The sequence below is a fragment of the Desulfotignum balticum DSM 7044 genome (assembly GCF_000421285.1).
GTDB classification, from domain to species: Bacteria; Desulfobacterota; Desulfobacteria; order Desulfobacterales; family Desulfobacteraceae; genus Desulfotignum; species Desulfotignum balticum.
In genome coordinates, this window is sequence record NZ_ATWO01000001.1 from 667,861 (window position 1) to 693,980 (window position 26,120).

Annotated in this window: 21 protein-coding genes; 14 read left to right on the forward strand and 7 right to left on the reverse strand. The window is 45.5% G+C overall.

Features of this window, described 5'->3' with window-relative positions; genetic code table 11:
- Window positions 1-34 precede the first annotated feature (34 nt).
- The 3 genes from K365_RS0103575 to K365_RS0103585 are packed head-to-tail and all read right to left on the reverse strand — an operon-like array spanning window position 35 to window position 4,374.
- Entirely contained in the window at window positions 35-1,438 is a 1,404-nt protein-coding gene (locus K365_RS0103575) for an MmgE/PrpD family protein (protein WP_024333550.1), read from the reverse strand.
- Between the two features lie 18 nt (window positions 1,439-1,456).
- Window positions 1,457-2,908: a methylaspartate mutase accessory protein GlmL gene (gene glmL, locus K365_RS0103580; RefSeq protein WP_024333551.1), complete on the reverse strand. Its 1,452-nt coding sequence runs from the start codon at window positions 2,906-2,908 to the stop codon at window positions 1,457-1,459.
- 11 nt (window positions 2,909-2,919) lie between these two features.
- Entirely contained in the window at window positions 2,920-4,374 is a 1,455-nt protein-coding gene (locus K365_RS0103585; protein WP_024333552.1) for a hypothetical protein, read from the reverse strand.
- A 273-nt stretch (window positions 4,375-4,647) separates the two neighbouring features.
- Here K365_RS0103585 and K365_RS0103590 point away from each other — a divergent pair, with 273 nt between their 5' ends.
- Entirely contained in the window at window positions 4,648-5,460 is an 813-nt protein-coding gene (locus K365_RS0103590; RefSeq protein ID WP_024333553.1) for an IclR family transcriptional regulator, read from the forward strand.
- 167 nt (window positions 5,461-5,627) lie between these two features.
- Here K365_RS0103590 and K365_RS0103595 read toward each other — a convergent pair whose 3' ends face one another.
- The 4 genes from K365_RS0103595 to K365_RS0103610 form a co-directional block, all read right to left on the reverse strand.
- Entirely contained in the window at window positions 5,628-6,377 is a 750-nt protein-coding gene (locus K365_RS0103595; RefSeq protein ID WP_024333554.1) for a DUF169 domain-containing protein, read from the reverse strand.
- A 77-nt stretch (window positions 6,378-6,454) separates the two neighbouring features.
- Window positions 6,455-7,759 (reverse strand): TRAP transporter large permease, encoded by a 1,305-nt coding sequence (locus K365_RS0103600; RefSeq protein ID WP_024333555.1) that lies wholly within the window; start codon window positions 7,757-7,759, stop codon window positions 6,455-6,457.
- The gene (locus K365_RS0103605) at window positions 7,760-8,230 is read right to left on the reverse strand and encodes a TRAP transporter small permease (protein WP_169432921.1); all 471 of its coding nucleotides are present in this window, start codon (window positions 8,228-8,230) and stop codon (window positions 7,760-7,762) included.
- Window positions 8,231-8,261: 31 nt separating this feature from the next.
- On the reverse strand, window positions 8,262-9,497 hold the full coding sequence (locus tag K365_RS0103610) for a TRAP transporter substrate-binding protein DctP (RefSeq protein ID WP_084489727.1): 1,236 nt from the start codon (window positions 9,495-9,497) through the stop codon (window positions 8,262-8,264).
- Window positions 9,498-9,852: 355 nt separating this feature from the next.
- Between K365_RS0103610 and K365_RS27105 the strand changes: the two genes are divergently transcribed.
- The 13 genes from K365_RS27105 (at window position 9,853) to K365_RS0103675 (ending at window position 26,077) form a co-directional block, all read left to right on the forward strand.
- Window positions 9,853-10,146 (forward strand): type II toxin-antitoxin system RelE/ParE family toxin, encoded by a 294-nt coding sequence (locus K365_RS27105; RefSeq protein WP_083911954.1) that lies wholly within the window; start codon window positions 9,853-9,855, stop codon window positions 10,144-10,146.
- A gap of 25 nt (window positions 10,147-10,171) precedes the next feature.
- A complete protein-coding gene (locus K365_RS0103620; RefSeq protein ID WP_024333558.1) occupies window positions 10,172-10,492 on the forward strand; it encodes a HigA family addiction module antitoxin in 321 nt (106 codons plus the stop codon).
- 101 nt (window positions 10,493-10,593) lie between these two features.
- A complete protein-coding gene (locus tag K365_RS0103625) occupies window positions 10,594-11,325 on the forward strand; it encodes a hypothetical protein (protein ID WP_024333559.1) in 732 nt (243 codons plus the stop codon).
- Between the two features lie 44 nt (window positions 11,326-11,369).
- Window positions 11,370-12,104 carry a hypothetical protein gene (locus K365_RS0103630; protein ID WP_156887678.1) on the forward strand — a complete coding sequence of 245 codons (735 nt, stop codon included), beginning with the start codon at window positions 11,370-11,372 and terminating at the stop codon, window positions 12,102-12,104.
- 150 nt (window positions 12,105-12,254) lie between these two features.
- Complete coding sequence (locus tag K365_RS0103635) at window positions 12,255-14,924, forward strand: type I restriction endonuclease subunit R (protein WP_024333561.1); 2,670 nt, start codon at window positions 12,255-12,257, stop codon at window positions 14,922-14,924.
- 24 nt (window positions 14,925-14,948) lie between these two features.
- Window positions 14,949-16,394, forward strand: coding sequence for a class I SAM-dependent DNA methyltransferase (locus tag K365_RS0103640; protein WP_024333562.1), 1,446 nt, complete (start codon window positions 14,949-14,951; stop codon window positions 16,392-16,394).
- Entirely contained in the window at window positions 16,391-17,890 is a 1,500-nt protein-coding gene (locus tag K365_RS0103645) for a restriction endonuclease subunit S (RefSeq protein WP_024333563.1), read from the forward strand. The genes K365_RS0103640 and K365_RS0103645 overlap by 4 nt, the downstream gene beginning before the upstream one ends.
- Window positions 17,891-17,894: 4 nt before the next feature.
- Window positions 17,895-18,482: a JAB domain-containing protein gene (locus tag K365_RS0103650; protein ID WP_024333564.1), complete on the forward strand. Its 588-nt coding sequence runs from the start codon at window positions 17,895-17,897 to the stop codon at window positions 18,480-18,482.
- Between the two features lie 343 nt (window positions 18,483-18,825).
- Entirely contained in the window at window positions 18,826-18,990 is a 165-nt protein-coding gene (locus tag K365_RS29040) for a JAB domain-containing protein (RefSeq protein ID WP_281167807.1), read from the forward strand.
- Window positions 18,991-19,002: 12 nt separating this feature from the next.
- A complete protein-coding gene (locus tag K365_RS0103660; protein ID WP_024333565.1) occupies window positions 19,003-20,673 on the forward strand; it encodes an RNA-binding domain-containing protein in 1,671 nt (556 codons plus the stop codon).
- 147 nt (window positions 20,674-20,820) lie between these two features.
- Window positions 20,821-22,215: an ATP-binding protein gene (locus K365_RS0103665; protein ID WP_024333566.1), complete on the forward strand. Its 1,395-nt coding sequence runs from the start codon at window positions 20,821-20,823 to the stop codon at window positions 22,213-22,215.
- On the forward strand, window positions 22,212-25,394 hold the full coding sequence (locus tag K365_RS0103670) for a type I restriction endonuclease subunit R (RefSeq protein WP_024333567.1): 3,183 nt from the start codon (window positions 22,212-22,214) through the stop codon (window positions 25,392-25,394). Before K365_RS0103665 ends, K365_RS0103670 begins: the two co-directional genes overlap by 4 nt.
- A 2-nt stretch (window positions 25,395-25,396) precedes the next feature.
- Window positions 25,397-26,077 (forward strand): M48 family metallopeptidase, encoded by a 681-nt coding sequence (locus K365_RS0103675; protein WP_024333568.1) that lies wholly within the window; start codon window positions 25,397-25,399, stop codon window positions 26,075-26,077.
- The last annotated feature ends 43 nt before the right edge of the window (window positions 26,078-26,120 follow it).

Consider the following 26,120-nt stretch of genomic DNA (forward strand, 5'->3'; position numbering starts at 1 on the left):
CTTGTTTGATTTTGATATTCATTTTTAACAATTTTTAGCTGCAATTGCCCCGCGCTTTGAGGGTATCCAACATCAACCTGATATCTTCGACATTTTCTATTGACATAATATTTTTAAATAACAGTTCGGCCTGGTTCGGATGAAGGGGTATCTGGGCATAGTCCATGCATTGGGAAAAATGCGAAATATGGTCATTATCTGTTAACGGATTGCCGGGAAATCCAGGTGCGACATCAAGTTGAGATGTATATTTTTTGCCATCAATGGTTAAAACCGAGAAATCCACGGCGGTATGGCTCCGAAAATTAAGATCCGGGTCAGACTTGATTTTAATCTTTTCTATTATTGGTTGCAATTCAGGGGAACGGACTGATTCTTCACTGAAATGAGACAGGTTTGATGATCTTCTGACTATGGCATTGGCAGCACAAAATTGAACACTGAACTGCGCATTGACCCTTACATTTCTTCCCATTTCAAACTCATGACCTACAAGCCGGTATGCATATGGGGGCAATATCACCTCAACCGATTCAATATGGTCCGGCTCAAGGTTATGTTCGGTAACCAGGTTTAGGGCAAGCTCGGTGATGCCCTGGGTAAGTCCGCAGCTGGGATATTTTTTAAATACCGTATTTTCAAGCAAATACCTTTCACCAAGCTTTTCTGTCAGATCTGTCGAGTTGATTACGTCCTTTGCAAACAGATGGAGATACCCGTAAATACCATCTATATAATTGGCTGGCCCTGTGAATCCTAGTTTTGCCAAAACTGCACATTCTAATCCGGCAGCCGCAACCCAACCCTGGATCAAACGAACCGCCAACGATCCGTCCACATTGCTTTGGAAACTCCCGCCGCACCTGTTGAAGGCTAAAGCCAGTGAGTTTGTTATTTGCTCTTGGGTTAATCCAAGTATACGGGCTGCAACGGCTGTTGAAGCAAAAACCCCGGCAACACCGGTAGGATCGAAACCATCATAGGTTTGTTCCGTGAGATTAAAACGAGCACCTATCTCAGCTCCGACAACAACCGCGGTAATGAAAGCCTTACCGGAGCAGCCGCCCATTATTTCGGCAGCTGCTAGTGCGGAAGGAATCAAGGATGAGCCCATATGGAGTCCGGGCGCCATTGCATCACAAAAATCAAGCGCCCGACACATGAAACCATTAAGCATTGCAACACCCGGCGCAGGCAGTTTGTCTCCATATACCATCACGGTGGCTTCCGGTTTGCCGCCTTGCTCTTTAAGCATTTCATACAGCGGTCGGCAGCCATCTTCCCCGGCACCTGCGACGGCAGTCCCGGATACAGCTAAAATGATCTGTCTGGCAACGTTTAGCGCACTTTCCGGAATCTGATCATGTGAAAGTGTCTCGACAAATTCTGAAATCAGATTTTCTGCTGAATGATTATCAGTAATTTTTTTTTCAGTCATAATAAATTCCTATTCATTTCAGGATGCTACAGATGCAAGCTTGCCTTTATGGATATTAAGACAGGCCGGCACCATAGATCTTTTCGCAATTCTAAGGGCTTTGTCTGGGAAGTCCTCTGCCAGCAGGCCAATACCGTAAAGCAGGTAATCTCTGTCAATGTAGGCGGTAGGAGAGATCGGTTTCAGACTCCAGGGCTTCTGCGGATCAAAAAGTGCTGAGCACAGGACTTCTTCCGGAGCTCGCCCGTATTTAAAAATACCTCCTGTGCCTATGATATTATTTACTTGTGTGAGATCTTTACCCTTTTGGACCTTGATTTCTCCTGCAAGGGAAAATTCCTGGCGTAAAGTACCGACATGCCTTTCTACAGCAAACGCTACAGCGGATTCTGCCAAAACACGATCCAGGCAGAAGTCAAAATCTGTGTTCGGGACATGACCTACATTATTAGACAGTCCCTGGGCTAAATCGGTAAGTTCAGATGTGTTAAGATTAACATCTGCAGCCATTGCCTGGAGTTGGGACAGACATACCTGACTCCCTACAAACTCCAGGATTGACGGCGCATTGTATCGGATACCCAGATCGCCTTCAACCGTTCTTTTAATCCTTGCTTCCGGAAGCCCTCTTAAAATGATATTTGAATTACTGGGCTGGCCTTCAGCCACCGAATGAATATTAATTGTTGCACCGCCAACTTCAACAACCAGCAATGATCCGATACCAGATTCATTTTCTGTGCCATCAGCAAGCAATGTAGCTGCCTGTAACGTCGCACTAGGCGTTGGCATAACAATATCACCAATGTAATTTTGGGCTTTGTTCAGGCCTTTTGCCTCTGTGATCTGTTTGATGAACAAGTTCCGTATCAAAGCTTGGGCCGGTTCAATGTCTAAACGGTCCACTTCCGGAAGGACGTTGTGTGTAATCTGGGCATTTTTCCCACCCTCATCCAGGATAATCTTTACCTTCTGGACCACTGATCTGTTGCCTGCAACTAGAAAATGGGCTTGAATATTTGATTCTGCCAAAAGCTCTGCATTATGCAGGATTACTTTCCTATCCCCCCCATCGGTTCCTCCGGTTAATAGAATGATATCAGGCGAATTATCTTCAATCTTCTGGAGCTGGAGTTCATCCAGCTCGTATCCGGAAGACCATATCACTTTCGCACCTGCACCCAGTGCGGCACGTCTGGCTGCCTCGAGTGTCAAGGCAGGAACGAGACCAATAGCAGCCATTCTTAGACCTCCGGCAGCACTGCTGCAGGCATATTTGTTTGTTATATCGGATTCTTTGAGATCATTTTCGGTAAAAAGCTTTTTTAAAGCTAAATTAAGTCCTATTGTAATATCCTTTTCAACTGTCGTGACAGCCTGGGCCCTGCCCAGAATCTCCTCATCATCAATATCAACAGCCAGGACCTTCGTATGTGTACTGCCAAAATCTATTAATATCGCGATACCCATATCCCCTCACCTTATTTTTTTAAAATGGATGCAAGCTGAAGATCTTTGACCGCCAGAGCCAAACCTGCTTTGCAGCCCTCTTTTTTCTCCCGCTCCGCAATTTTTTCTCTGTGGTATTCTTTTATTTCCTCCGGCAGAGGTATATCTCCTGTTTCAAGATACCGGACTGCATTTTGTGCATCCCGCATCACCATGACATTGCCGTGGTTGTGACGCCAGGGCGTTAGCATGGTATCAATCCAGCCGGCATCAACCCCGATACACATACCCACCGCCATGTCTCCGTCTCCTGCTTCCAGGCATTTTTCCATAAGGGTTCTTACCTCCAGTTCAATCATTTTTTCTTCAAGGGCAAATGCTTCGCTGCTTTTCAGCCGTTGTGTCCCCATCACGGTAAGCATATGCTGAGCTAATCTCACTGATCTTGCCATACCCTCTTTTGTGGGTGTGGCAAACGCTTCGTCCTGACATTTGAGGACAACACCTGTGAATCCTCCTAAAATCGGAATAACAGCATTCCAGGCAATCATGGCATTTGCTTCATCTTCACGTGGCGGCCAGGCGCCTAAAAACGGAAATGCCCCAGTAAAAAATTTAACATCATGGTAGCCGAACCTATCGCAATATTCGTAACAGAGCCTTTCCGTCACTCTGACCATGGCAATGTCCTGTAAAAGATTCATGTTCAGTCCATGGGTAATAAACTGATAATTAACACCTTGTTCTGCTGCCAGCAGTGCTTCTGATACACATACAAATGAACGGAATCCGGCGGAATCGTATCCGGTCAGGTGGGATGCATTCCAAGGGCAGACCGGGACTCCGTTTTCGGTGTAGATTCCGGCTAGTCTGGCTTCGTACTGGTTAATCCGGATCATTTCTTCCAAAGGGATCTCCTTACAGTGAGCAATCACTTCCTGGAGAGTGCGCACACTTGCCCCGTTCCATCCAGCGGCAAGAACAATTTCAGATGCCAACCGACCGTCTTCATCTGTGGAGTTAAAGTGAAGCGGATGCTTATTCCCTTTGATGATCCGCCGAGCCTCCTCCACACCAAAATTGACAACGGGCCATCCGTTGAGCATGGACATTCTTTCTTTTTTACTGCGTTCTATTCCTGAAGCAGCCCTCTTATAGTCATTTTTTCTTGTGTAAGAATCTGAATAAATGCACCAGGCACCTCGTTGAGCGGAATTAAATTCCTTTTCCACAAATTGAAGTCCTTCAAGGGTATGTTCTGTCAGGGTTCTACCGAATTGAGGAATTAAAACTTGATTATTCTCTTCTTTGGCCTGTTTGAGTGTCAGGGCGAAATTTTTACCATGCGACAGTTCTTTTGCCGTGTTGATGCATTCATCCATATCCTCCAGCGCTTTTCCGGTCTCCCACTGGCTAAGTACCTCCTCTTTGCGAATTTTATGAAATTGGTCGTCAGTTAAGCGTTGATTTCGGATTTTTACGGACATTTTAGCAGTTCCTTTTTTATGATTGTTTTGAATAAAATTCTGTATTATAGAATATATTTACTATTATAGAATATAATGTTAATACGCTTAAACTGTATCTGTCAAGAAAAAACTTTCATTTTTTTAAGAGATAATGAATACAGGTATGGTATTGAAATAAATAAAAATAGTTGACAAAAATCAAGAAAACTTTATTTATGAATCCTGTAATGGCAGGGCAATGAAAATAATTTGGAAACCAGCACTCTATTTTTTAATCATAAAGGATTTTAAATGAAGAAAAAGGTGGGAAAACATGGGGTTCAGTCATTTGAGATAGGTATGTATATTCTGCAGGTAATTCTCAATGGCCCCCGGGGTATGAAACTTAAAGAAATAGCTACTGCTGCTGGCATGCCATCATCCAAAGTCCATCGCTATATTGTTAGTATGGTTCGTTCCGGATTAATTGAACAGGATGAAGACAGCTCGCAATACGATCTTGGTCCCCTTGCTATGAACATTGGATTGGTTGCAGTCGATAGGATAAACAGAATAAAATTCGGCATAAAAGCAATTTCTGAATTATGTACTGAGACTAATGAAACAACAGCTCTATCAACATGGAGTATCAATGGCCCTGTTGTGGTTCGGTGGATGCGGCCCTCGCGAGCAGTTGCCGTGAGTGTTATGACTGGGACTGCTCTCAGTATGGTTACAACGGCCAGTGGTTGCGCTTTTGGTGCCTATTTGTCACCAGAAAAATATGATCATTTACTCAAGAGTGAATTAAACTCTCCAAACCTACCGGAAAAATTTCGTTCCCGGTCAGCAATTGAGAAGCTTTTTGAAAGGACTCGGGAAATGGGAGTGGCAATCGTCGAAGGCCACCATGTGGCATCTGGTGTGGCTGCTGTTGGCGCACCTGTATTTGACGCCAAAAATGAAATAGTACTTGTTATTACGGTTGTTGGCCTTGAAGGTAGGCTTGATACTGACTTAGATGGGCATATTGTGATGCCTTTGAGAGAAAAAGCATTAGAGCTCTCAAAAAAATTAGGATTTCAAGGTTTTGAAGTTTCTGGACCAGAATTGGACCACAACTGATTCCCCCCCCCCAGTGTCTGGATCGATGTCAATATGTCAAGAAGTCCCACACATGGAAAATTGGATGGACCATGCTGTATCAGCGATGAGAGCAGCCCTCTATGTATCCATGGACTATTTCGTGGCGTATAGTCAGTTCTGTCACAAAAGGCCCGGCAGCTCAGCGTTTATTTTTTAAGTTCCAGTGAAATTTCTCTTCCTATTTCTTCCATTTTCTTAACATGGGCTTCCTTGCCCCATGAATATTGCGGCAGGTCCCATGTCATTGTCTCCAGGTTTTGTATGATTTCAGGCAGTACATTAAATGGAATGGTGATCAGCAGCAGACCCTCGGGAAACGTGTTTCTGGCTCTCATTCCATGGTAAAGTCCGGTAACCATCATGTTCAATTCTCCCGTGGCATATGGATACATATACAGATAGGCACACCCTAACACGGAGGTGCCCTTGGCATTCCATGCCGCACCGGATCGATAACTATATGCTCTGAGCAGTATTTCCGCCTGATGGGGTTTGGCGGTGACAATTAACAGATCCGGGTCAAAGGACAATTGATCCAGAGAAGAAAAAGCAGTATAGTTGACACTGTCTTTGGCCATTTTGTGCATCTGCATATAAAGCCTGCGATTTGCCCGGGGATCGTCATAAACGCCAAGTTTAGGTCCTATCTGGCCGCTTTCAAAAACAGGATTGGAATCGACCATCCCCAGCAGGAAAGGACCTGCCTTGCATTCATGGTTGTCTTTTGCCGCATAAAACGGTTTGGTATCCTGTGCTTCTTTGAGCATTTCGCAAAAGGACAGTTTTCTTTCAAGTTTGGAAATATTCTTGGGCTTCAGCAATAAGAATTTTACCCCCACGGGAGAATATTCAAAATTAAATTGATTGAAAACAGACAGATTCATTTTGTTTTCCATGACAAAGTTCCTTCCAGTATAATTTTTTTGATTATACGCGGGGTATTTTGAGGTTTGTATGATTTTTCCAATTCATTTCAGTAGGTTGCAAAGCTGGGAAGAAAGGTGGCAATTTGAGGAAAGATCAATAAAAGAATAACAGCCACTATCAGTGCGACCAAAAATGGTAAAATTCCCGTAAAAATGGTTTCAAGCGGGACATCTCTGGCCACGGCTTTTAACACATATACATTGACACCGACCGGTGGTGTGATGGTTCCCATTTCAACGATCAGAACAATGATAATGCCAAACCAGTATATATCCAGCCCCAGTGCATGGATTAACGGCAGCAAGATGGGGACGGTGAGCACAATCAGCCCGAACCCGTCCATAAAGCAGCCGCCAATGAGATGAAGCAGGATAATGAATGCCATGATTACCATGGGCGGATAATCCAGCTGACCCACCCAGTCAACCAGTAGAAATGGGATTCTTGTAACAGCAATAAAGTGCCCGAAAATTGTGGCACCGGCAACGATGAACATAACCATGCAGGAAATCATCAGCGTGTCTTTTCCTGCCTTGATAAATTTTTTCCACGTCAGACTTCTGCGAACAATGCCGATAACAATGATACCCGTGGCACCTGCCCCGCCTGCCTGGGCAGGACTGAACCATCCGGTAAAAAGGCCTCCGAGCACCAGAACGAAAAGTAGTAAAACCTCTCCCACAGCAGAAAGGGCAACCACTTTTTCTTTAAAAGTGGTTGCTTCACCCGCAGGTCCTAAATCAGGATTCAACGCACACAGAATTTGTGCCGTTATAATAAACAGGGCTGCCAGCATCAGACCGGGAAGGACTCCCGCAATAAACAGTTTGCCGATAGATTCTTCTGTCATGATACCAAAAACAATGAGCAGTGCACTGGGTGGGATGAGAATTCCTAAGCTTCCGGCTGCTGCAATACTTCCTGTGGCAAAGGAATCCGCATAATTGTATCGTTTCATATGGGGCAATGCCACAGCACCCATTGCGGCTGCGGTGGCATTGGTTGAACCGCAGATGGCGGCAAAACCTGCACAAGCCATGATTGAAGCAATGGCAAGTCCGCCTTTTAAACGGCCGAAAATGGCAAAGCTGGCATCAAAAAGGCGCTTGCTCATACCGATTTCATAGGCAATGAATCCCATTAACACAAACATTGGAATAACGGTGAAATTGTAATTGGAAAAACTTTCAAAAATGTCCATGGCAAGCATTTCAAAGCCCGGTTCAAAACCGATTAACCAGCCAAATCCAAGAAAGCCCACAAAGGACATGGCAAATGCCACAGGAACTTCTATTGCGAATAGTACAATAAGCAGTACAATGCCTATAAATCCAACAATAACGGGGTCCATTTATTCTCCGTTCTTCCCAATATCATCATTTTTCCAGGTATTGATAATTTGCATCGATACAATAAGCAGCATGGGAATCATTGAAATGGCCAATGCATAGATGAAAGGATATAATGGGATTTTCAAGGTCAAAGATTTTTCGCCATAGGTCCAGACATAATCGGCATAAATGAACATACGCCACACAATGAAACCAAAAAAAAGCATACAGATCATCTGGCTGATAAGCTGCACGATTTTTCTGATACCCGGAGGCATCAGCCAGGTCATAAATTCAACCTTTATATGCCTGTCCATGCGGTATGATTGAGGCAGGGCAAATCCAATAACAATAACGCTCAGAAGTGACACAAGATCTATGGCACCGGGCAGCGGCATGGAAAACAGCTTACCTGCCACAATATTCACGGCGACAATAATCAGTGTGACGGTAAGCGCGGTTAATGCAATCCCATTGAAAAAGGAACTCAACCCGTCAATTATTTTTTCAAGCCGCTTCATTTTATTTTTTGATCAAATGTGTTTCAACCCATTCAGTGGCCTCTTCAATGGAGGGGTTGCGTTCTGACCAGTATCTGATCCGTTCTTTAAAGTATGCCGTGTATTCTTTTGCCGGAAGGCCCATGGCTGTTTTTTCTTTAATATATTTTTCGATTACCGGTTTGACAGCCGCTTCCCACTGGGGTTTCTGATCCTGGGGAATGGTGATCAGCTCGCGGTCTGGAAGACTTTCAAAATATTCAAACCCTGCTTTGTCATAGTAATTCCATACATATCCGTGATATGTGGGAAATTCTGAGCTCAGTTCCATGAAGATGGCCTGAATATCTTCCGGCAGCTGGTCCCATTTTCTTTTGTTCATGACTACATACTGGCAGCTGGATGTTGAAATCGGGGGGATGGTGACATATTTAACCACATCAGCGTGCTTCCAACCCTTAAGGGTTTCAGGTACGGAAAACTGACCGTCCACCACGCCCTTGGACAGCGCGGCATAGGCTTCACCCATGTGAAGTGCATGGGGTGTGGCGCCAAAAGCTGAAATTGTATCTGTCGCGCCACCGCTGACCCGCAGGACCTGGCCCTTCATGTCGGCAAGGTTATAAACCGGCTTTGAGCGGGTTGATATGACATTCCTGCCAGGGCCGTGCAGATAAAGAACTTTGACTTCATCATATTCTTTCATGTCAAATTTATTGTACAGATCATTATAAACCATGCTGGTCACCCAGCCGCTGTCCAGTTCTGAAGGCATCTCAAAAACTTCACTTATCGGAAACCGCCCGGCCATATATAGCGGGCAGGACATACCAATATCGGAAATACCTTTGACAACCCCTTCGAAATTCTTTGGGGCAGTGGTCAGTGTTCCCCCCGGATACAGCGTGATTTCCACTCTTCCATTGGTTCTTTCAGCGATTTGTTCGCAAAAATATTGGTTGAGAGATCCCTGAAGATGAACCAGCGGAAACATTGTGCTGAATGTCAATTTAATGGTTTTCTCTGAAGCTGCCTGGCTTTTAACTGGAAAGCAGACCAGACAAAGGATGAAACACAAACTGGTAAAAAACATAAAAAACTTGTGCCGTTTCATTGAAAACTCCTTTGTTAATAGGTGGTTAGAAAAAATGGATTTTGCTGTAACGGGTGCAGTTTGCGACAGGACCGGGGCCATTGACGCGAATCGGATAAATGCGGCGAATTCGGGATTCATCGTAATACCCTCCATAAAAGGCATGAGACGTTTTACCAAACAAACGTTAGGTTATTTTAACGCTTGTTTATTATGTCGTATCACGGGAGGAATTCATCTGTCAATATAATATTTAGGACTTGGGTGTGATTTCACCTGTTTACCCAAAATGTTAAAAGTGGCAAAATGGGTAAACACGGATTTATTGACCGATTTTACGGTTCTTCAGATGGTGAAGAAGCTTGACTGGCCTGAATTTCTGGTTTGGTAGCAGTCGATGGTAAACGCAAACGATTTTGACCGGTTCAAGGCATTTATTTGGTGTATAAGGCTTTGGGAACAAATAGTTGGTATAATACCAATGCTTGAAATAGCATGATAGCCGTGATATTGTATTTTTATGATATACAATTTTAAAAATCAAGCGACTGAAGATATTTTTAATGGCAAGGTGACCAAACAAGCTTTAAAAATATGCCCAAGGAGTATTTGGAAAATTGCTTCCCGCAAACTTGATCAGCTTGATTCCGCATCTTTACTCGATGAACTGCGTGTCCCACCAGGTAATCAGCTTGAAGCTCTTCAACGAGATCGTAAAGGTCAAGATAGTATCCGGTTAAATGATCAATATCGGATTTGTTTCAAATGGTCTGAAAATGGACCATCAGATGTTGGAATCACAGATTACCATTGAAACGATATCAACCAAGGAGTTATTTATGATTCGAATTCCAACACACAGAGCGCCCACACACCCGGGGGAAATGCTGCTTGAAGAATTTTTAAAACCCATGGGGCTCAAGCAAAAAGAGCTGGCAGATGCGATTTGTGTACCCTATCAGAGGATCAATGAAATCATTAACGGCCGCAGAGGTGTCACACCCAGCACAGCGCTGCGACTTTCCAAATTTTTCGGCGTGAGTCCTGATTTCTGGCTGAATGTGCAATTGCGGTGGGATCTTTATTTTGCACAGCAATCTGAAGCCAATATTTTGAAAACGATTAAACCAATTACACCCGAACAGGAATACGAACATTGATGCGCCGAGCAGCCCCTTTCACCGGATGGCAAACAACCGCCGCCGGAGATCGGTGTGTTAAGAATGAGGGTTGTATTCACTTGTAAGTATTGAGCACCGGAATGGACGACGATATCAGAAAAAAACTTAAAGAATTTTCAGAGGGGTCGGATACTATCATTGCCAATCCGGATGATATTGAGAATCTCAAAGACCAAGGTCTTCCTATTCGGGTAGTACCTTCAAAAACTATTTCTGAACTGTTCCAAGAACGTCTCAATTCAGCCCTTGATGTAGCTCAGCATCTGCCAATTTTGCCAGAAAGATTGCCACCTGCCATAAAATCTCTTTACCAAGAAATCCGTGAATGTATTTTCTTTGGACTCAATGGTGCTGCCATTACTCTTTCCGGAAATCTTATCGAATTTACTCTTAAACATGTAACATACGTTAAAGAAGCAGGAGGTTATCAGAAATACGATTCTCAAAAATGGGATGAATTCGAGAATATTGAATTTGGCACAGCAATCAACAGAGCGAAAAAAAATGGCTTAATGCCTTCAAAAATGGCCAAACAGCTTGATTCCTTCAGAGAGGATATTCGTAATCCCTATAGCCATTACAACATAGGGAAAATTACACAAGACGTCATTGCTGGGAAAGTGAAGAAAATCAACCTGTCTACAGGTGAGATTGAGGAAGTGGATATGCCAGCAAAGGACAATCCTTTGATTCAAGCCCAGGTGAAGCCTTGGGTAGATCGACAGAGAGTTTTGGGTGTATTCTATTTTGCCGACACAATTGTAAAATTTCTTATTGAGAAACTTGATGACTCTCTTATGGGCAAAAAGTGAAGGTGAATTATATACCATCATGCTATAAGGGATAGTGCATAACCTTGCAAAAACTGAACAGTACCTTAAATGCCATTATGAAAATTGAAATTTCAGCAAAGGATAGAACAGATTTAATGGGTAAATTGGCGGCTATTGATATTTCTGTTCCGCCCCGAACACAAGGACGTACAAAAGATCATTGTGAGCGTTGGTCTATCTGCCGCTGGTTGTCGACTTACCCCTATTTTCATTTTTCAATTAAACTCACTCATAGAGATAGGCCGGATTTTTTATTAGAAACCTCTGATTCGGAAATCGGCATCGAACACACAGAGGCTATTCCAGAAGATTATGCCCATGCAAGCGCAATTTCTGAAAGAATAGATAACGATATTCTGCCTGATATATCTCATTTTAAATGGGGGCAAAAAAAAAAGAAAGATGAGATATATAAAATAGCAAATATGATGGAATTAACAGGGCCAGGGTGGAAAGGCGATACTCCGGAAATAGAATGGGCTCAGGCTGTATTTGAGATTATTCAAAAAAAAACGAATTTGCTGAAAAAGCACGAATTTCAAAAATATGATGAAAATATTTTATTAATCTACGACAACTTATCTCTCCCCTTCATTGATCATTCAAAAGCGAAAGCAACATCGATTTTAAGAGAGTCCCTTAAATCATATTGGAATGATGGGCTTTTATTTAATAAAATTTTTGTACAAACAGACGACTTGCTGATATTTTTTTCTCAAAATAAAATTAATACTTTTGAGGTGAATAATGTCTGGTAAGCATTTAACATGTCATTCCATCTGGAAGAAAGGATCTGGGTGGCTTACTTATTCTGCTGGTGAATTATGCGTTACATATAAAAGGGTTGGAAGGAAATTCTGCTTGCAAGAATATCCTCTATGGATTTTCAATAAAATGAGAGATTGAAAATGACTGAATCAGAAGCATGGACTAGGAAAAAAAGAATAGATGAAAAACTGAAATCATTACTACTTAACTGGACTGTAATCCATAATGTCGAAGTGGATGACTACACTTCTTTGTCAAGTCATGCTGTTGAGGAGTATCCAACAGAAACAGGACCAGCTGATTATGCCCTTATTGTCGAGGGTAAACTTCTTGGAATTATCGAGGCCAAAAAAATTTCAGTTGGTGCGGGTAATGTTCTGGAGCAGGCAAAAAGATATGCGAAAAGCGTCCCTAATACTGTTGGTGAATGGCGTGAATACAAGGTGCCTTTTCTTTATTCCACCAATGGTGAACTGATATTTCATATAGACGTGCGTAAAAAACTAAACTGCTCACACCAGCTTTTTGATTTTCATTCACCCCAGGCGCTTCTTGATAAATACAACCGAGACACTGAAAAGGCTGAAAGATGGTTTGAAAAGAGAAAAGTAAGCGAAATTATCCGATTACGCCGCTATCAGACAGGTGCTGTTGAAGCCATAGAAAAAAGTATTTGCAGCAGCAAGAAAACAATGCTCCTTGCAATGGCAACGGGAACCGGAAAAACTTTTACCATTGTCTCTTCCATATACAGGCTGCTTAAATCCGGGTATGCCAAAAGAATCCTTTTCCTGGTGGACAGGCGTGCATTGGCTGCGCAAACTGTTTCGGAAATTTCCGCATTTGAAACACCGGAGGGTTTAAAACTTGATAAAGATTATGAGGTGTACAGCCAGAAGTTCAGGCGTGATGATCTGGAAGGAGAAGGAAATTTTGATCCGAAAGTGCTGCCTGAAGAATACCTGACCAATCCCCAGGAAAAACACACTTTTATCTATGTATCTACCATCCAGCGCATGTCGATCAACCTGCTTGGCAAAGAGGCAGTAAACGACTTTGAATATGATGTGGATGCGAAAAAACTGGATATTCCGATTCACACCTTTGATGTCATTGTTGCTGATGAGTGCCACCGTGGCTATTCGGCAAAAGAGACAGGACGATGGAAATATGTTCTGGATTATTTTGATGCGGTAAAAATCGGGCTTACAGCAACCCCGGCCACACATACTTTGGCAATGTTCAAAAACAAAGTATTTTCCTATAGTACCGAACAGGCAGTACTTGATGGTTATCTTGTTGATTATGATGCGGTAAAGATCAAATCCGATATTCATATCAACGGCGCGTTTCTCAAAGAAGGAGAACTGGTCGGTGAGATTGATATGGAAACAGGAGCAGAACAGCTGGATGAACTGGAAGATGAGCGGGAATTCAGTGCTTCTGAAATTGAGCAGAAAATTACATCCCCCGACAGTATTAACAAAATCATTACAGCAATTAAAAATTACACGGACCAGCATGAGACAGAATACAGGCGGTTTCCGAAAATGCTCATTTTTGCGGTCAATGACCTGCCCCATGTTTCTCATGCAGATCAAGTGGTGCGTACCTGCAAGCAAATTTATGGCAGAGGGGATGATTTTGTCATGAAAATTACCGGAAGCCCCACAGTTGACAGGCCTTTGCAGAAAATACGCCAATTCAGAAACCGGCCGGAACCCAAAATCGTCGTGACAGTTGATATGCTGACCACCGGGGTAGATATCCCTGCGATCGAAATGGTGGTATTCATGCGGATGGTGAAATCCCGCATCCTCTGGGTACAGATGTTGGGGCGGGGCACCCGGTTGTGTCCCGAGATCAACAAGGAGAAATTTACCATTTTTGATTGTTTTGACGGGGGGCTTTTATCGTATTTTAGAAATGCCACAGATTTTAATGTCGATCTGCAGAAAGAAACAATGCCTTTATCCGAGATCATCGAGCGGATATATGACAACCAGGACCGTGAGTATAACACCAACCGGCTGATCAAACGCCTGCGCCGTATAGAAAAAAACATGGGGGCCAAAGCCCGGGACGCATTTTCAAAATATATCCCGGATGGTGACATGAAAAATTTTGCTGACCGGCTGAAAGAAAATATCCAAAATGATTTTACGGAAACAATGAAACTGCTCAGGAATAAAGATTTTCAGGATTTGCTTCAGAATTATCCACGTCCCCAAAAAGTGTTCTTTAAAGGCTATGATATTGTTGACACCGTTGAACATGAGGTTATGTTCCGGGTCGGCAAGAATTACCAGAAACCGGAAGACTATCTGAAGCTGTTTGAAGATTTTGTCCGGCAGAACCCCGTCCATATCGAGGCCATTGAAATTCTGCTTTCCAAGCCGGCCGGCTGGAACACGGATGCGCTTGATGATCTGCGTGATAAACTTAAAAAGAGCGATTTTCCGGAAAGTGACCTGCAGCGCGGCCATGAGCTGGTGTATAAAAAACCACTGGCCGACATCATTTCCATGGTCAAGCATGCAGCCAATTATGATGTGCCTATAATGACGGCCCGGGAACGGGTAAGCCAGGTTGTTGATAATCTGCTGAGAAATCGTTCTTTCAATGCAGAGCAGGCCAACTGGCTCTCCTATATAAAAGACCATTTGATTAAAAATTTGGCAATTTCCCGGGAAGATTTTGAAATCATGCCGGTGTTTGAACGGCATGGCGGTTTGTCAAAGGCCCGTCAGGTTTTCGGCGATCAGTTTGACAATCTGATACATGAAATAAACCAGGCGATTGCCGCTTAATATTGATAGAAAAGGTTGTAACATATGTCTGATGTTGTCGGTAAGCTATGGGGTTTCTGCCATACCCTGCGCCATGACGGAATCGATTATGGGGATTATATCGAACAATTGACCTATCTGCTTTTCCTGAAAATGTCCCAGGAAAAGGGAATCGATTTATCCAGTATTACATATGAAGAAAATAAAAGGATGGTAACGTTTGACTGTTCATGGAACCCCTTTGTTGAAAAATCGGGTACCGAACTTCTGGATGCCTTTGCTCATATTCTGCGGGCGCTGAGCCGCCAGTCCGATCTTCTGGGAGATATTTTCGCCCAGGCCATGCCGCGCTTTACCAATCCGGTAAATCTGAAAAAAATTATCAACATGATCGATGAAGAGGACTGGTCTTCAATGGAGGTGGATGTCAAAGGGGCCGCATTCGAAGGGCTGCTTGAAAAATCCGCTGCAGAAGGAAAAAAGGGAGCAGGCCAGTACTTTACACCCCGGGTCCTTATCCAGTCTGTTGTCAATGTGATGCAGCCGGACCCACGCAGCAGCAAAGAGTTCACCATCTGCGACCCTGCCTGCGGAACAGCCGGATTTTTGATGGTGGCGTATGAATGGCTCATGCATATTACCAAAGGCGCGCTGGAGCGCAAAGATGTGCTCCGCATTAAAAAACAAACTTTTTACGGCCAAGAGCTGGTTCCCCGTCCCAGGCGGCTCGCCCTGATGAATCTGTTCCTTCACGGCCTTGAACCGACCATTTATATGGGAGACAGCATCTATGAACCGGACCGGGGAGAGCGGTATGACTGTATTCTCACCAATCCGCCGTTTGGTACCAAAGGCGCCAACCAGGCCCCGGTGCGGGATGATTTTACCGTCAGTACCAGCAACAAACAGCTCAATTTCATCCAGCATGTGATGACCATTCTCAAACCCGGCGGCCGGGCCGCAATGGTGCTGCCGGATAATGTGCTGTTTGCCGATGCTGCCGGAGATGTCATCCAGTACCTCATGGAAGACTGCAATGTGCATACGCTGCTGCGCCTGCCCAACGGTACGTTTACGCCCTACAGCCAGGGGGTGAAAGCGAATGTGATATTTTTTCAGAAAGGGATAAAGACCGAAAACACCTGGATCTATGACTGCCGCACCAATATTCCCGGTGTCACCAAAAAAGACCGGCCCCTGACACCGGACATGTTCACCGATTTTGAAACCTGTTATGGAAACGACCCCAACGGCCGGGCAGAACGAAAAGATCAGGGTGAAGACGGCCGTTTCAGGCAGTTTTCATTTTCACATATCAAGGAGAGACATTTCAATTTAGACATCTCATGGCTGAAAAACGGGAACCAAGAAGATCCAAACTCGTTGCCGGAGCCGCAGTTGCTGGTGGCAGAGGCCATTACCGAGCTGAGCGCCTGTGTGGATGAACTGCAGTTGATACTGGATGTGATTGAAGCGGAGGAGCTGGAATGACTGGAACGCTTCCCTCAAATTGGGTTTCTGTGGAGCTGTCAAAAGCTGTAATGTATGGAAAAGGAAAAAAACCTAAAATTTTATCAGAAAAAAATAGAGAAGGCTTTGTTCCATACATTAACATTAAAGCATTTGAAAAAGGAGTTATTGATGAATACGCTGACATTAGATCATCTAGGTTAATCGATGAAAACGATATTCTGGTTGTATGGGACGGTGCCCGGTTTGGCCTTACTGGTATGGGGATAACTGGTGCTGCGGGTTCGACATTAATGGTCTTGAAACCAGTTGTTTGCAATTCAAAATATCTTTATAGCTTTATCAACCGATATTACAGTTATATTAATTCAAAGCCGAAAGGAACCGGTACCCCGCATGTTAATCCGGATGTCTTTTGGAAACTGCTTTTTCCCATAGCCCCCCTTAACGAACAAAAACGCATTGTCGCCAAGCTTGATGCTGTCATACCCCGCATTGCGGCGGTGAAAGAGCGGTTGGAAAAAATACCTACTATCCTGAAACGTTTTCGCCAGTCAGTGCTTACTGCAGCCGTAACAGGAAAATTGACTGAAAAATGGCGAGGAGATCATTCAGAGGTTGAGAGTGCTGAAGTATTGTTGGAGAGGATTAAAGCTTTCAGAATTGAAAATGCAAAAAATAACAGGGATTTAAATGCAATAACTAAAAATCTCAAAGAAGGACTCGAAAGACTTCAAAACAAAGAGGCACCTTACCCGCTCCCTGATACTTGGAAATATTGTGAAATTAATTCTATTGGAAATGTTTATAATGGAAGTACGCCATCACGTAAAGTGCCGGCATATTGGAATGGAAAGATCAATTGGGTGAGTTCTGGTGAGGTTTCAAATACCAGAATAAAATCGACCCGTGAACAGATATCTCAAGATGGTTTTAACAATGCATCAGTTAAACTTTTCCCCAAAGGTACAGTTCTCGTTGCAATGATTGGTGAGGGCAAGACAAGAGGCCAGACTGCTATACTGGATATTGAAAGTACATGTAATCAAAATGTCGCAGCAATCTTAATTGATCATGGCTGTGTTTTGCCAGAGTATCTGTTTAACTGGTTTTTAATGAATTATGAAAGAAATCGAAATTTTGGGAGCGGTTCCGGGCCAAAAGCTTTAAATTGTCAAAGAGTTCGTGAAATTGATTTTATTCTTCCTCCTTTCCAAGAACAAAAAGAAATCGTCAGGCAAGTCGACAAACTCTTTGCCCTGTCAGACAAAGTAGAAATCCATTACCAAAAAGCCAGGGACCGGGTGGACAAGCTGTCCCAATCGGTTCTTGCCAAAGCCTTCCGGGGAGAACTGGTGCCCCAGGATCCCAATGATGAACCAGCAGAAAAACTGCTGGAACGAATTCTGGAAGAAAAAACAAAGATGGAAGCGGAATTGAAAGGGGCTGTCCGGCAAAAACGGAGGGCACCAAAGAAGAATCGTTCAAAATCTACATCCGGTGTGAAAATGAGATAGACAAATGAAGAAAATAAAAGACATCCCTCAATTTGAACGTCCCCGGGAAAAACTGCTGAAGCAGGGGGCTTCGTTTCTTTCCGATCAGGAACTGCTGGCGGTGATTCTTGGGAAGGGCACTCAAAAAGACGATGTGCTTTCCTTGTCGAAAAAGATCGTTAAAATTATCGACACAAAAGGACTGTCTTTTACAGCCCATGATATCATCAAAGTGGATGGTATCGGAACGGCAAAAGCGTCATCCATTGCCGCGGCATTTGAATTTGTACGAAGAAGGATCAAGCCGGCGGGCATGAAGATACAATTTCCGGCGGATGTATTGCCGCTGATACAGCACTATGCAGACAGGAACCAGGAACATTTCCTGTGTGTTTCCATCAACGGTGCCAATGAGGTGATGGGCATCCGTGTTGTCACTATCGGTCTTGTAAACAAAACCCATGTCCATCCCAGGGAGGTTTTTGCAGATGTCATTTCCGAAAGGGCATCCGCAGTGATTGTCGCCCATAATCATCCCCAGGGAGAGTTAAGTGTAAAGTGTTACATTAATATCCCAAAAATCCGGTCAAAAATCCCAATTTGGAGTGCCTAAGTGAAAAAAAGCAAGGTATGGGAAAATGATAAGATTAATTGATGAATTTGAGCAGGTTGAAACCAAACAGCAGGAACCGCTGCATGCCTTTATCCTCCTCCCCCCTTTCGGGGGGGATAAGAGGGGGGGATTCTCAATATACATGGCCTAAAAAAAATGATGAAATTGTAAAGTGGGATTTGGTAAAAAAGCGTGAGAACATTTTTCCTCTACAAATCAGCATGTTACCATCTGTTTTTTAGCGCGCTTCTGCACCTCACAAATCCCACTAAAAAATGTATAAGGTCCATTCTCAAATTTTCTGAAAAAAGGCCTGATTTTGGCAAAAGATTGTGACATTTTGTTGGGATGCGAAAGTGACAATCTACAGTTAAGGCCAAGTGCTGAAGATATTCAAATTACAAAGCAGTTGAATGAGGCGGCAAAAATATTGGGATTGAGTTTTTTAGACCATATCATATTCAATACCAGAGGATATTATTCATTTGCAGAAAAAGATGAGATATAGTGGAAGGTCAGCATGAACAATAATGATTTGCAGCGGTTGTTAGACCGTTTGATTACGGAATGGGAAAATGAAGTCGTTGAATTTAAACATGCCGGCAATGACTATGATACAGACAGAATCGGCCGTTATTTTTCTGCCATGTGCAATGAGGCAAATCTGCGGGATATTGAGGGAGCCTGGCTGGTATTTGGGGTGGACAACAAGACGAGAAAGGTCGTCGGATCTGACTATAGAGATGATAAGGAACGACTTCAAAGCCTGAAAATGCAGATGGCGGAAAACACTGAACCCAGTGTGACCATGCGGAATATTCATGTCCTGCATCATGCTGACGGCAGAGTTGTCCTGTTTGAAATACCATCCGCACCACAAGGTCTTCCCATTGCCTGGAAAGGACATTACTATGCCCGTTCCGGGGAAAGTCTCACATCTCTTGGATTGGATAAGCTGGATCAAATAAGGGCACAGTCTCAGGAAACGGATTGGAGTATTAAAATTGTAACGGATGCCAGGATCGATCATCTTGACCCGGTTGCGATTGGAAAAGCACGGGAATCTTACGCCAGAAAATATTCCAATCGATTTTCCCTGGATGAGATTCAAAGCTGGTCTGATATTGCATTTCTGGACAGATCAAGATTGACCATCGAGGGGAAGATTACCCGGGCAGCGCTCCTTCTTCTGGGAAAACCTGAATCTGCCTTTCTTTTGTCACCCCATCCTGCCCAAATGACCTGGAAACTGGAAGGTGCTGAACGGGCATACGAACATTTCGGGTTGCCTTTTTTATTGAATTCAACGGCGCTGTATCAGAAAATAAGGAATGTTCAGATCAGAATACTGCCGGATAATCAACTCTTTCCCGTTGAAGTTTCAAAATACGAACAGAAAATTGTCCTTGAAGCCCTGCACAACTGCATTGCACATCAGGATTATACTAAAAACGGGCGCATCATTGTCACCGAATATCTGGATATGCTTGTTTTTGAAAATGAAGGCTCTTTTTATGAAGGAAAGCCCGCTGATTATATTTCAGGGGAAAAAACTCCGAGAAGGTATCGAAACGCTTTTCTGGCACAGGCAATGACCGAGCTGAATATGATCGACACCATGGGATATGGCATTCATGAGATTCATACAAGACAGGCAAAACGGTATTTTCCACTTCCTGATTTTGACCTTCAGAATGGGAACAGTGTGAAAATGACACTGCATGGAAAGGTTGTAGATCCGGCTTACAGTAAAGCACTGATGGAAAGAGCTGACCTGACATTGCCCGATATCATCGCACTCGATCACATACAAAAAAAAAGATCCTTGCCGTATGACGTTGTAAAAAGATTGCGTAAAAAGGGCTTGATTGAAGGGCGGAAGCCCAATCTTCATATCTCTGATAAAATAGCCAAAGCCACAGATTCCAAGGCTGATTATATCAAAACACGGTCTCAGGATGATACTTTTTATGCAAAGCTGGTTTTGGATTACCTGGAAAAATTTAAAAAAGCTTCCCGTAAAGATATCAACATCCTGCTTTTTGACAAACTCAGTAATGCACTTGATGACGAACAGAAAACGAATAAAATCGGGGCGCTGTTAACCAAACTCAGAAGAAATGGGAAAATCTGGAATGCCGGATCAAGAACAAAACCGGAATGGCGGATTGCAGAAAGAAAAGCAGAATAAATTAGGATCTTCAACGTAAAATGAACAACCAAGAATGACAGAATCCCCTGATTGACAAAGGGATACAAAGATATCAGTTTCTTTCTGCAAGTTTTTTTGCAGAAAGAATGCAGAAAGAATGCAGAAAGAATTTATGGAGGCCGGCTTATGACCCGGGAAAACCAGACCATCGAATGGAAGAAATCCTGGCGGGACGAGTACCTGCGCTGGATCAGCGGGTTTGCCAACGGCCAGGGCGGTGTGCTGGTGATCGGCAGAAACGACCGGGGGGAATCTGTTGGCGTTTCAAACGGCTCAAAGCTGCTGGAAGATCTGCCCAATAAAATCCGTGACCTGCTGGGAATTATGGTTGATGTCAATCTGGTTGAGGAAGCCGGGGTGGAGCTGCTGGAGATTCATGTGCCTGCCTACACCAATCCCATCAGTTTTCGGGGGCGGTACTATACCCGCAGCGGCAGTACGCTCCAGGAGCTGAAAGGCGCGGCCTTAGACCGGTTTCTGCTGCAGCGGCAGGGCCGCACCTGGGATTCCGTGCCGCTGCCCGGGGTCAAACCCTCGGATTTGTCCCTGACCAGCCTGAAGCGATTCCGTGAACTGGCAGCTGCCAGCGGCCGCCTGAGTGCTGCGGATCTGTCGGCATCAGATTCAGGGTTGCTGGAAAAGTTGAAACTGGTGGAAGGGAAATACCTGAAACGTGCGGCAGTACTTTTGTTTCATGAAGATCCGGATCGGTTCATCACCGGGGCTTTTGTGAAAATTGGCTATTTTGTTTCTGAATCAGACCTGGCCTATCATGATGAGATCCATGGGTCTCTTTTTTCCCAGGCCCATGTCGTTGTTGATCTACTGCGGACCAAATACATGAAAGCCGCCATCAGCTACCAGGGAATTCAGCGGATCGAGCAATTTCCCGTGCCTTACGAGGCCTTGCGCGAGGCGGTGGTGAATGCGCTGGTACACCGGGATTATGCCGTGCCCGCGCCCATACAGATTCGGGTGTACGAGCATAAACTGCGGATCTGGAACCCTGCGGTGCTGCCTGACGGCTGGGACCTTGAAAAACTGCTGGGTGCCCATGCCTCCCATCCCTATAATCCGGATGTGGCCAATGCGTTTTTCCGTTCCGGGGAGATCGAATCCTGGGGCCGGGGGATTGAAAAAATATTTTCTGCCTGCCGCAAAGCAAATTCCCCGCCTCCCAATATCCATGTGGACGGGTATGATCTCTGGGTGGAATTTCAATTTTCCCGAAAGTATCTGGCAACTGTCAAAGGTGAAGACGTCTTTGAGAATAAAGAAACAGGTTCGGGGATAGGTTCGGAGAAAAGTTCGGAGAAAAGTTCGGAGAAAAGTTCGGAGAAAAGTTCGGAGAAAATTGTTGAATTGTTGGAAGAGGACCCATATTTGACGATTTATGAACTGGCTGAAAAATTGCAGATTTCAACGCGGGCTGTGGAAAAAAACATTCAGAAATTGAAAAAAGCCGAAAGACTGAGACGCGTCGGACCCGACAAAGGTGGACATTGGGAGGTTTTGAAATGAAACCATCCGAAAAATACAAACTCGATGAGCGCAACCATGTGGAAAAGCCGCTCCTGGATCAGCTTTCCGTCCTTGGCTGGGAAATCATAGACTTGACCGAAAAAAAACAGACCCCGGGCCATACCTTTCGTGACAATTTCACCGAGGTTGTCATGTCCGGGGTGCTGCAGGAGCAGATCAAGAAGATCAATCCGTGGCTGGCCCATGGCCAGGTAGAAGAGGTCACCAGACAGTTGATCGCCGGCTTTCCCGGCACCGGGTTGATCGAGAACAATCAGTATGTCCTGCACCTGCTGCTGGAGAACACCAGTGTCAGCGAAAACCGGGAGACCGGCGAGCAGAGCCCGACAGTGCGGTTTATCGATTTTGACAGTGATCCGCTTGCAAACAACCGGTTTATTGCGGTCTGTCAGTTCAAGGTGCGCATCATGGGCACCGAACATCACATCATACCGGACATCGTACTCTTTGTGAACGGTCTGCCGGTGGTATTGATCGAATGCAAATCACCCAAGGTCAAAGATGCGGTCCCGGAGGCCATCGACCAAATACTGCGGTACAGTGAGCAGCGGGGGGCGAAGAAAGAAGGCAGCGCACCCCTGTTTTATTTCAATCAATTTGTCATTGCCACCTGCCGCCAGCAGGCCAAATTCGGCACCATCACCACCCACAGTGAAAAGCATTTTTATCGCTGGTCCGATCCTTACCCCCGCACCCTGAACGATCTCGATCACGGGTCCGGCAGCCCCAGTGACCAGCAGCGCCTGGTGGCAGGCATGATGGACAGGGGCAACCTGCTGGACCTGATTCGTACCTTTACCCTTTTTACCACCAACGACAAAGGCCGGACTGTCAAGATCGTGGGCCGGTATCAGCAGTTCCGGGCGGTGAAGCTGGCGGTCAGGCGGCTGCTTGCAGGTAAGACTCCCCGGGAGCGCAGCGGCATCATCTGGCACACCCAGGGGTCGGGCAAGTCCCTTACCATGATGTTCATGGTGAGAGAGATGTACCGGCATGCAGCCCTGGCCAACTGGAAGGTGGTGTTTGTGACGGACCGGACCCAGCTGGAGGACCAGCTCAATGACACCAGCCAAAGTATCGGCTTTACAGTCAAGGTGGCGGACAACATCAAGCAGCTCAAGGAACTGATGCGTGCGGATACCTCGGACCTGGTGATGGCCATGATCCACAAATTCCGGGAGGCAGACCTGACCGAAACTTTTCCGCAGCTCAACGACAGCCACCGGATCCTGGTCATGACCGATGAGGCCCACCGCTCCCAGTATAAGATGCTGGGTGCGAACCTGGACAAAGGCATCCCCAATGCCGCCAAAATCGGCTATACCGGCACCCCCATTGACAAGACCGAACGGGTATTCGGCGACTACATCGACAAATATACCATGCGCCAGGCCATTGATGACGGTGTCACCCTGGAGATTGTCTATGAAGGGCGCACCCACAATGCGGAAGTTGCGGATCAGGCCGGGATGGACCAGGCGTTTGCAGATGTGTTCAGCGATTACAACCTGCAGGAACGCCTGGAAATTCTTGGGTACGGGTCCAGGGATGCGTATCTTGAAGCAGAACCGACTATCGCGGCCAAGGCAAAGGATATGGTGGACCATTATCTGACCCATGTGTTTCCCAATGGCTACAAAGCCCAGGTGGTGGCCAGTTCACGCGAGGCAGCGGTCCGGTACAAAAAACATATCGATGCCGCGTTGACCGCTGGGGTGGCTGAGTTGAAAAAAGCCAACCCCCGGGAACTGGATCTTGCGCAGCTGGAGAAACTGCAGACAGATGTGGTGATTTCCGGCGGTCACAATGATCTGCCCAATCTGAAAGCGTATGCCGACAAATCGCAGCATGCGCGCAGCATCAAGAGTTTCAAACTGAGTTTCGGCGGCAAAGAGGACAGCGTTACCGGAGATATGGCCGTCCTCATCGTCAACAAAATGCTTATCATCGGATTTGATGCCCCGGTGGAGCAGGTCATGTATCTGGACAAGGTCATTACCGGTCACAACCTCCTGCAGGCCATTGCCCGGGTGAACCGTGTGGGCGGTGACACCAAGGACAAGGGCTTTGTGGTGGATTATGTGGGGGTGGGGCATCATCTGAAAAGAGCCATTGATGCCTATGATGAGCGTGAACAAAAAGAGATTATCGACACCCTGAGCTTTCCGGAAGAAGAGTTGCGGGATCTTCAGGGCATTCATGCCGAAATCATGGAGCTTCTGAAAACCCACGGCCTGAAGGACCTCACAGACCACGATGCGTTTTTCGATCTGTTTTATGATGAGGATGTGCGGTTTGACTACATGCAGGCGTTTAAAAAATTCACCAGATGCATGAACCTGGTTTTCCCGGCCCGGCAGGCCCTGGATTTCATGGGTGACTACCATGCGCTTTCGGAAATCAATGTCCTGGCAGCCAGGCATTTCCGGGATGAACGATTGAGCATGAAAGGCATTCCACCCAAGCTGCGGGCCATTACCGACCGGTATCTGATGTCCAAAAGCATCAATCCCACCATCGAGCCCATTTCCATTCTGGATGAGGATTTTGAAAAGAATGTCGGAAAACGCAGCCGGAACAAGACAAAAGCCGCTGAAGTGGAGCACGCCATCCGGCACCATCTGGATGTCGAACTGGATGATGATCCGGATTTGCAGGCCTCGTTTGCCGAGGCAATGGCCCGGATATTCCAGGATTTTCGCGACAACTGGAAAAAAATATATGAAGAACTGGAAAAACTGCGGGAGCGGATCAGAAACGCCGGAAAGGAACCGACCTATGGGCTCCACCGCAAGAAGCAGATGCCGTTTTTCCGGAGTTTCAAGCGGGAAATTTTCGGTGCCATTAAAAATGATCCGTTGGGATCGGGTAGTGTCGCCGAGAAACAGGCACCATATGGTTTCAGTGAAGAGGAACAGGTTTCCATTCTGGTCGACCTCACCCAGCAGGTTTTCCTGGCCGTTGAAAGAGAACTGAAACTGGTCGGTTTCTGGGAAAGCATTCCCGCCCGCAATAAGCTCAAGGCGGACATTCAGAAAATACTGTTACAGCCGGCCTATGCCGGACTGCCCAATCTTCTGTTGAAACGTGCCCAGATCATCAGCCGGGTGATGGAAATTGCGGAAAAAAACAATGATGTGATTCTCTACGCGGAGTAGGCATGGAACTGACCTACACAATAAAGCGGTCATCCAGACGCAGAAAGCTGACCATCACCGTGGAACGGGACCGCAGTGTGGTCGTGCATGCACCGGAATCCACCTCCGAGGAAAAGATTCGGGCGGTCGTTGAATCAAAGCGGCAATGGATTCATGAAAAGACCGGACACGTTCAGAAGTATGCGCTGCCCCATCCTCCCGGCAAAGAGATGGTCAATGGTGAATCCGCCCTGTATCTGGGCCGTCAGTATCAAATCGAAATGGTCAGGGACGGTTCGGAAAAAATCCGTTTTGAGCAGCGTTTCCTGATTCCGGCACATCTTTCCGATGAGCGCCGACAGGTCCTGCGCACCTGGTACATGGACCGGGCAAAAGAGAAAATCCTGCCGCGTGCCAGAAAATTTGCTGTAGATCTTGGCGTGGCATTTGCCAATGCCAGGATCGTTGACAATCGTTACCGCTGGGGTTCCTGCACCACCAGGGACAACATTCGTTTCAACTGGCGGCTCATCAAAGCGCCTATGTATGTTGTGGATTACGTGATCATCCATGAACTGGCCCACCTGCTGGAAGCGAACCACACCCCGCGGTTCTGGAATATCGTCCGGGCGCAGTCCTCGAAAATGGACAAAGCAAAGCAATGGCTGCTTGAAAATGGGCAGATCTTGGAAGAGGAGATCTGAACCATGCGTGTGGGGTTCAACAGTTTCCGGAGATTGGGCAGAC

What these genes read in the sequence shown, in the direction of transcription:
- K365_RS0103575 (WP_024333550.1), bottom strand. Translation starts at nt 1,438, where the DNA reads ATGACTGAAAAAAAAATTACTGATAATCATTCAGCAGAAAATCTGATT.
- glmL (WP_024333551.1), bottom strand. Translation starts at nt 2,908, where the DNA reads ATGGGTATCGCGATATTAATAGATTTTGGCAGTACACATACGAAGGTC.
- K365_RS0103585 (WP_024333552.1), bottom strand. Translation starts at nt 4,374, where the DNA reads ATGTCCGTAAAAATCCGAAATCAACGCTTAACTGACGACCAATTTCAT.
- K365_RS0103590 (WP_024333553.1), top strand. Translation starts at nt 4,648, where the DNA reads ATGAAGAAAAAGGTGGGAAAACATGGGGTTCAGTCATTTGAGATAGGT.
- K365_RS0103595 (WP_024333554.1), bottom strand. Translation starts at nt 6,377, where the DNA reads ATGGAAAACAAAATGAATCTGTCTGTTTTCAATCAATTTAATTTTGAA.
- K365_RS0103600 (WP_024333555.1), bottom strand. Translation starts at nt 7,759, where the DNA reads ATGGACCCCGTTATTGTTGGATTTATAGGCATTGTACTGCTTATTGTA.
- K365_RS0103610 (WP_084489727.1), bottom strand. Translation starts at nt 9,497, where the DNA reads ATGCCTTTTATGGAGGGTATTACGATGAATCCCGAATTCGCCGCATTT.
- K365_RS27105 (WP_083911954.1), top strand. Translation starts at nt 9,853, where the DNA reads ATGATATACAATTTTAAAAATCAAGCGACTGAAGATATTTTTAATGGC.
- K365_RS0103620 (WP_024333558.1), top strand. Translation starts at nt 10,172, where the DNA reads ATGATTCGAATTCCAACACACAGAGCGCCCACACACCCGGGGGAAATG.
- K365_RS0103625 (WP_024333559.1), top strand. Translation starts at nt 10,594, where the DNA reads ATGGACGACGATATCAGAAAAAAACTTAAAGAATTTTCAGAGGGGTCG.
- K365_RS0103635 (WP_024333561.1), top strand. Translation starts at nt 12,255, where the DNA reads ATGACTGAATCAGAAGCATGGACTAGGAAAAAAAGAATAGATGAAAAA.
- K365_RS0103640 (WP_024333562.1), top strand. Translation starts at nt 14,949, where the DNA reads ATGTCTGATGTTGTCGGTAAGCTATGGGGTTTCTGCCATACCCTGCGC.
- K365_RS0103645 (WP_024333563.1), top strand. Translation starts at nt 16,391, where the DNA reads ATGACTGGAACGCTTCCCTCAAATTGGGTTTCTGTGGAGCTGTCAAAA.
- K365_RS0103650 (WP_024333564.1), top strand. Translation starts at nt 17,895, where the DNA reads ATGAAGAAAATAAAAGACATCCCTCAATTTGAACGTCCCCGGGAAAAA.
- K365_RS0103660 (WP_024333565.1), top strand. Translation starts at nt 19,003, where the DNA reads ATGAACAATAATGATTTGCAGCGGTTGTTAGACCGTTTGATTACGGAA.
- K365_RS0103665 (WP_024333566.1), top strand. Translation starts at nt 20,821, where the DNA reads ATGACCCGGGAAAACCAGACCATCGAATGGAAGAAATCCTGGCGGGAC.
- K365_RS0103670 (WP_024333567.1), top strand. Translation starts at nt 22,212, where the DNA reads ATGAAACCATCCGAAAAATACAAACTCGATGAGCGCAACCATGTGGAA.
- K365_RS0103675 (WP_024333568.1), top strand. Translation starts at nt 25,397, where the DNA reads ATGGAACTGACCTACACAATAAAGCGGTCATCCAGACGCAGAAAGCTG.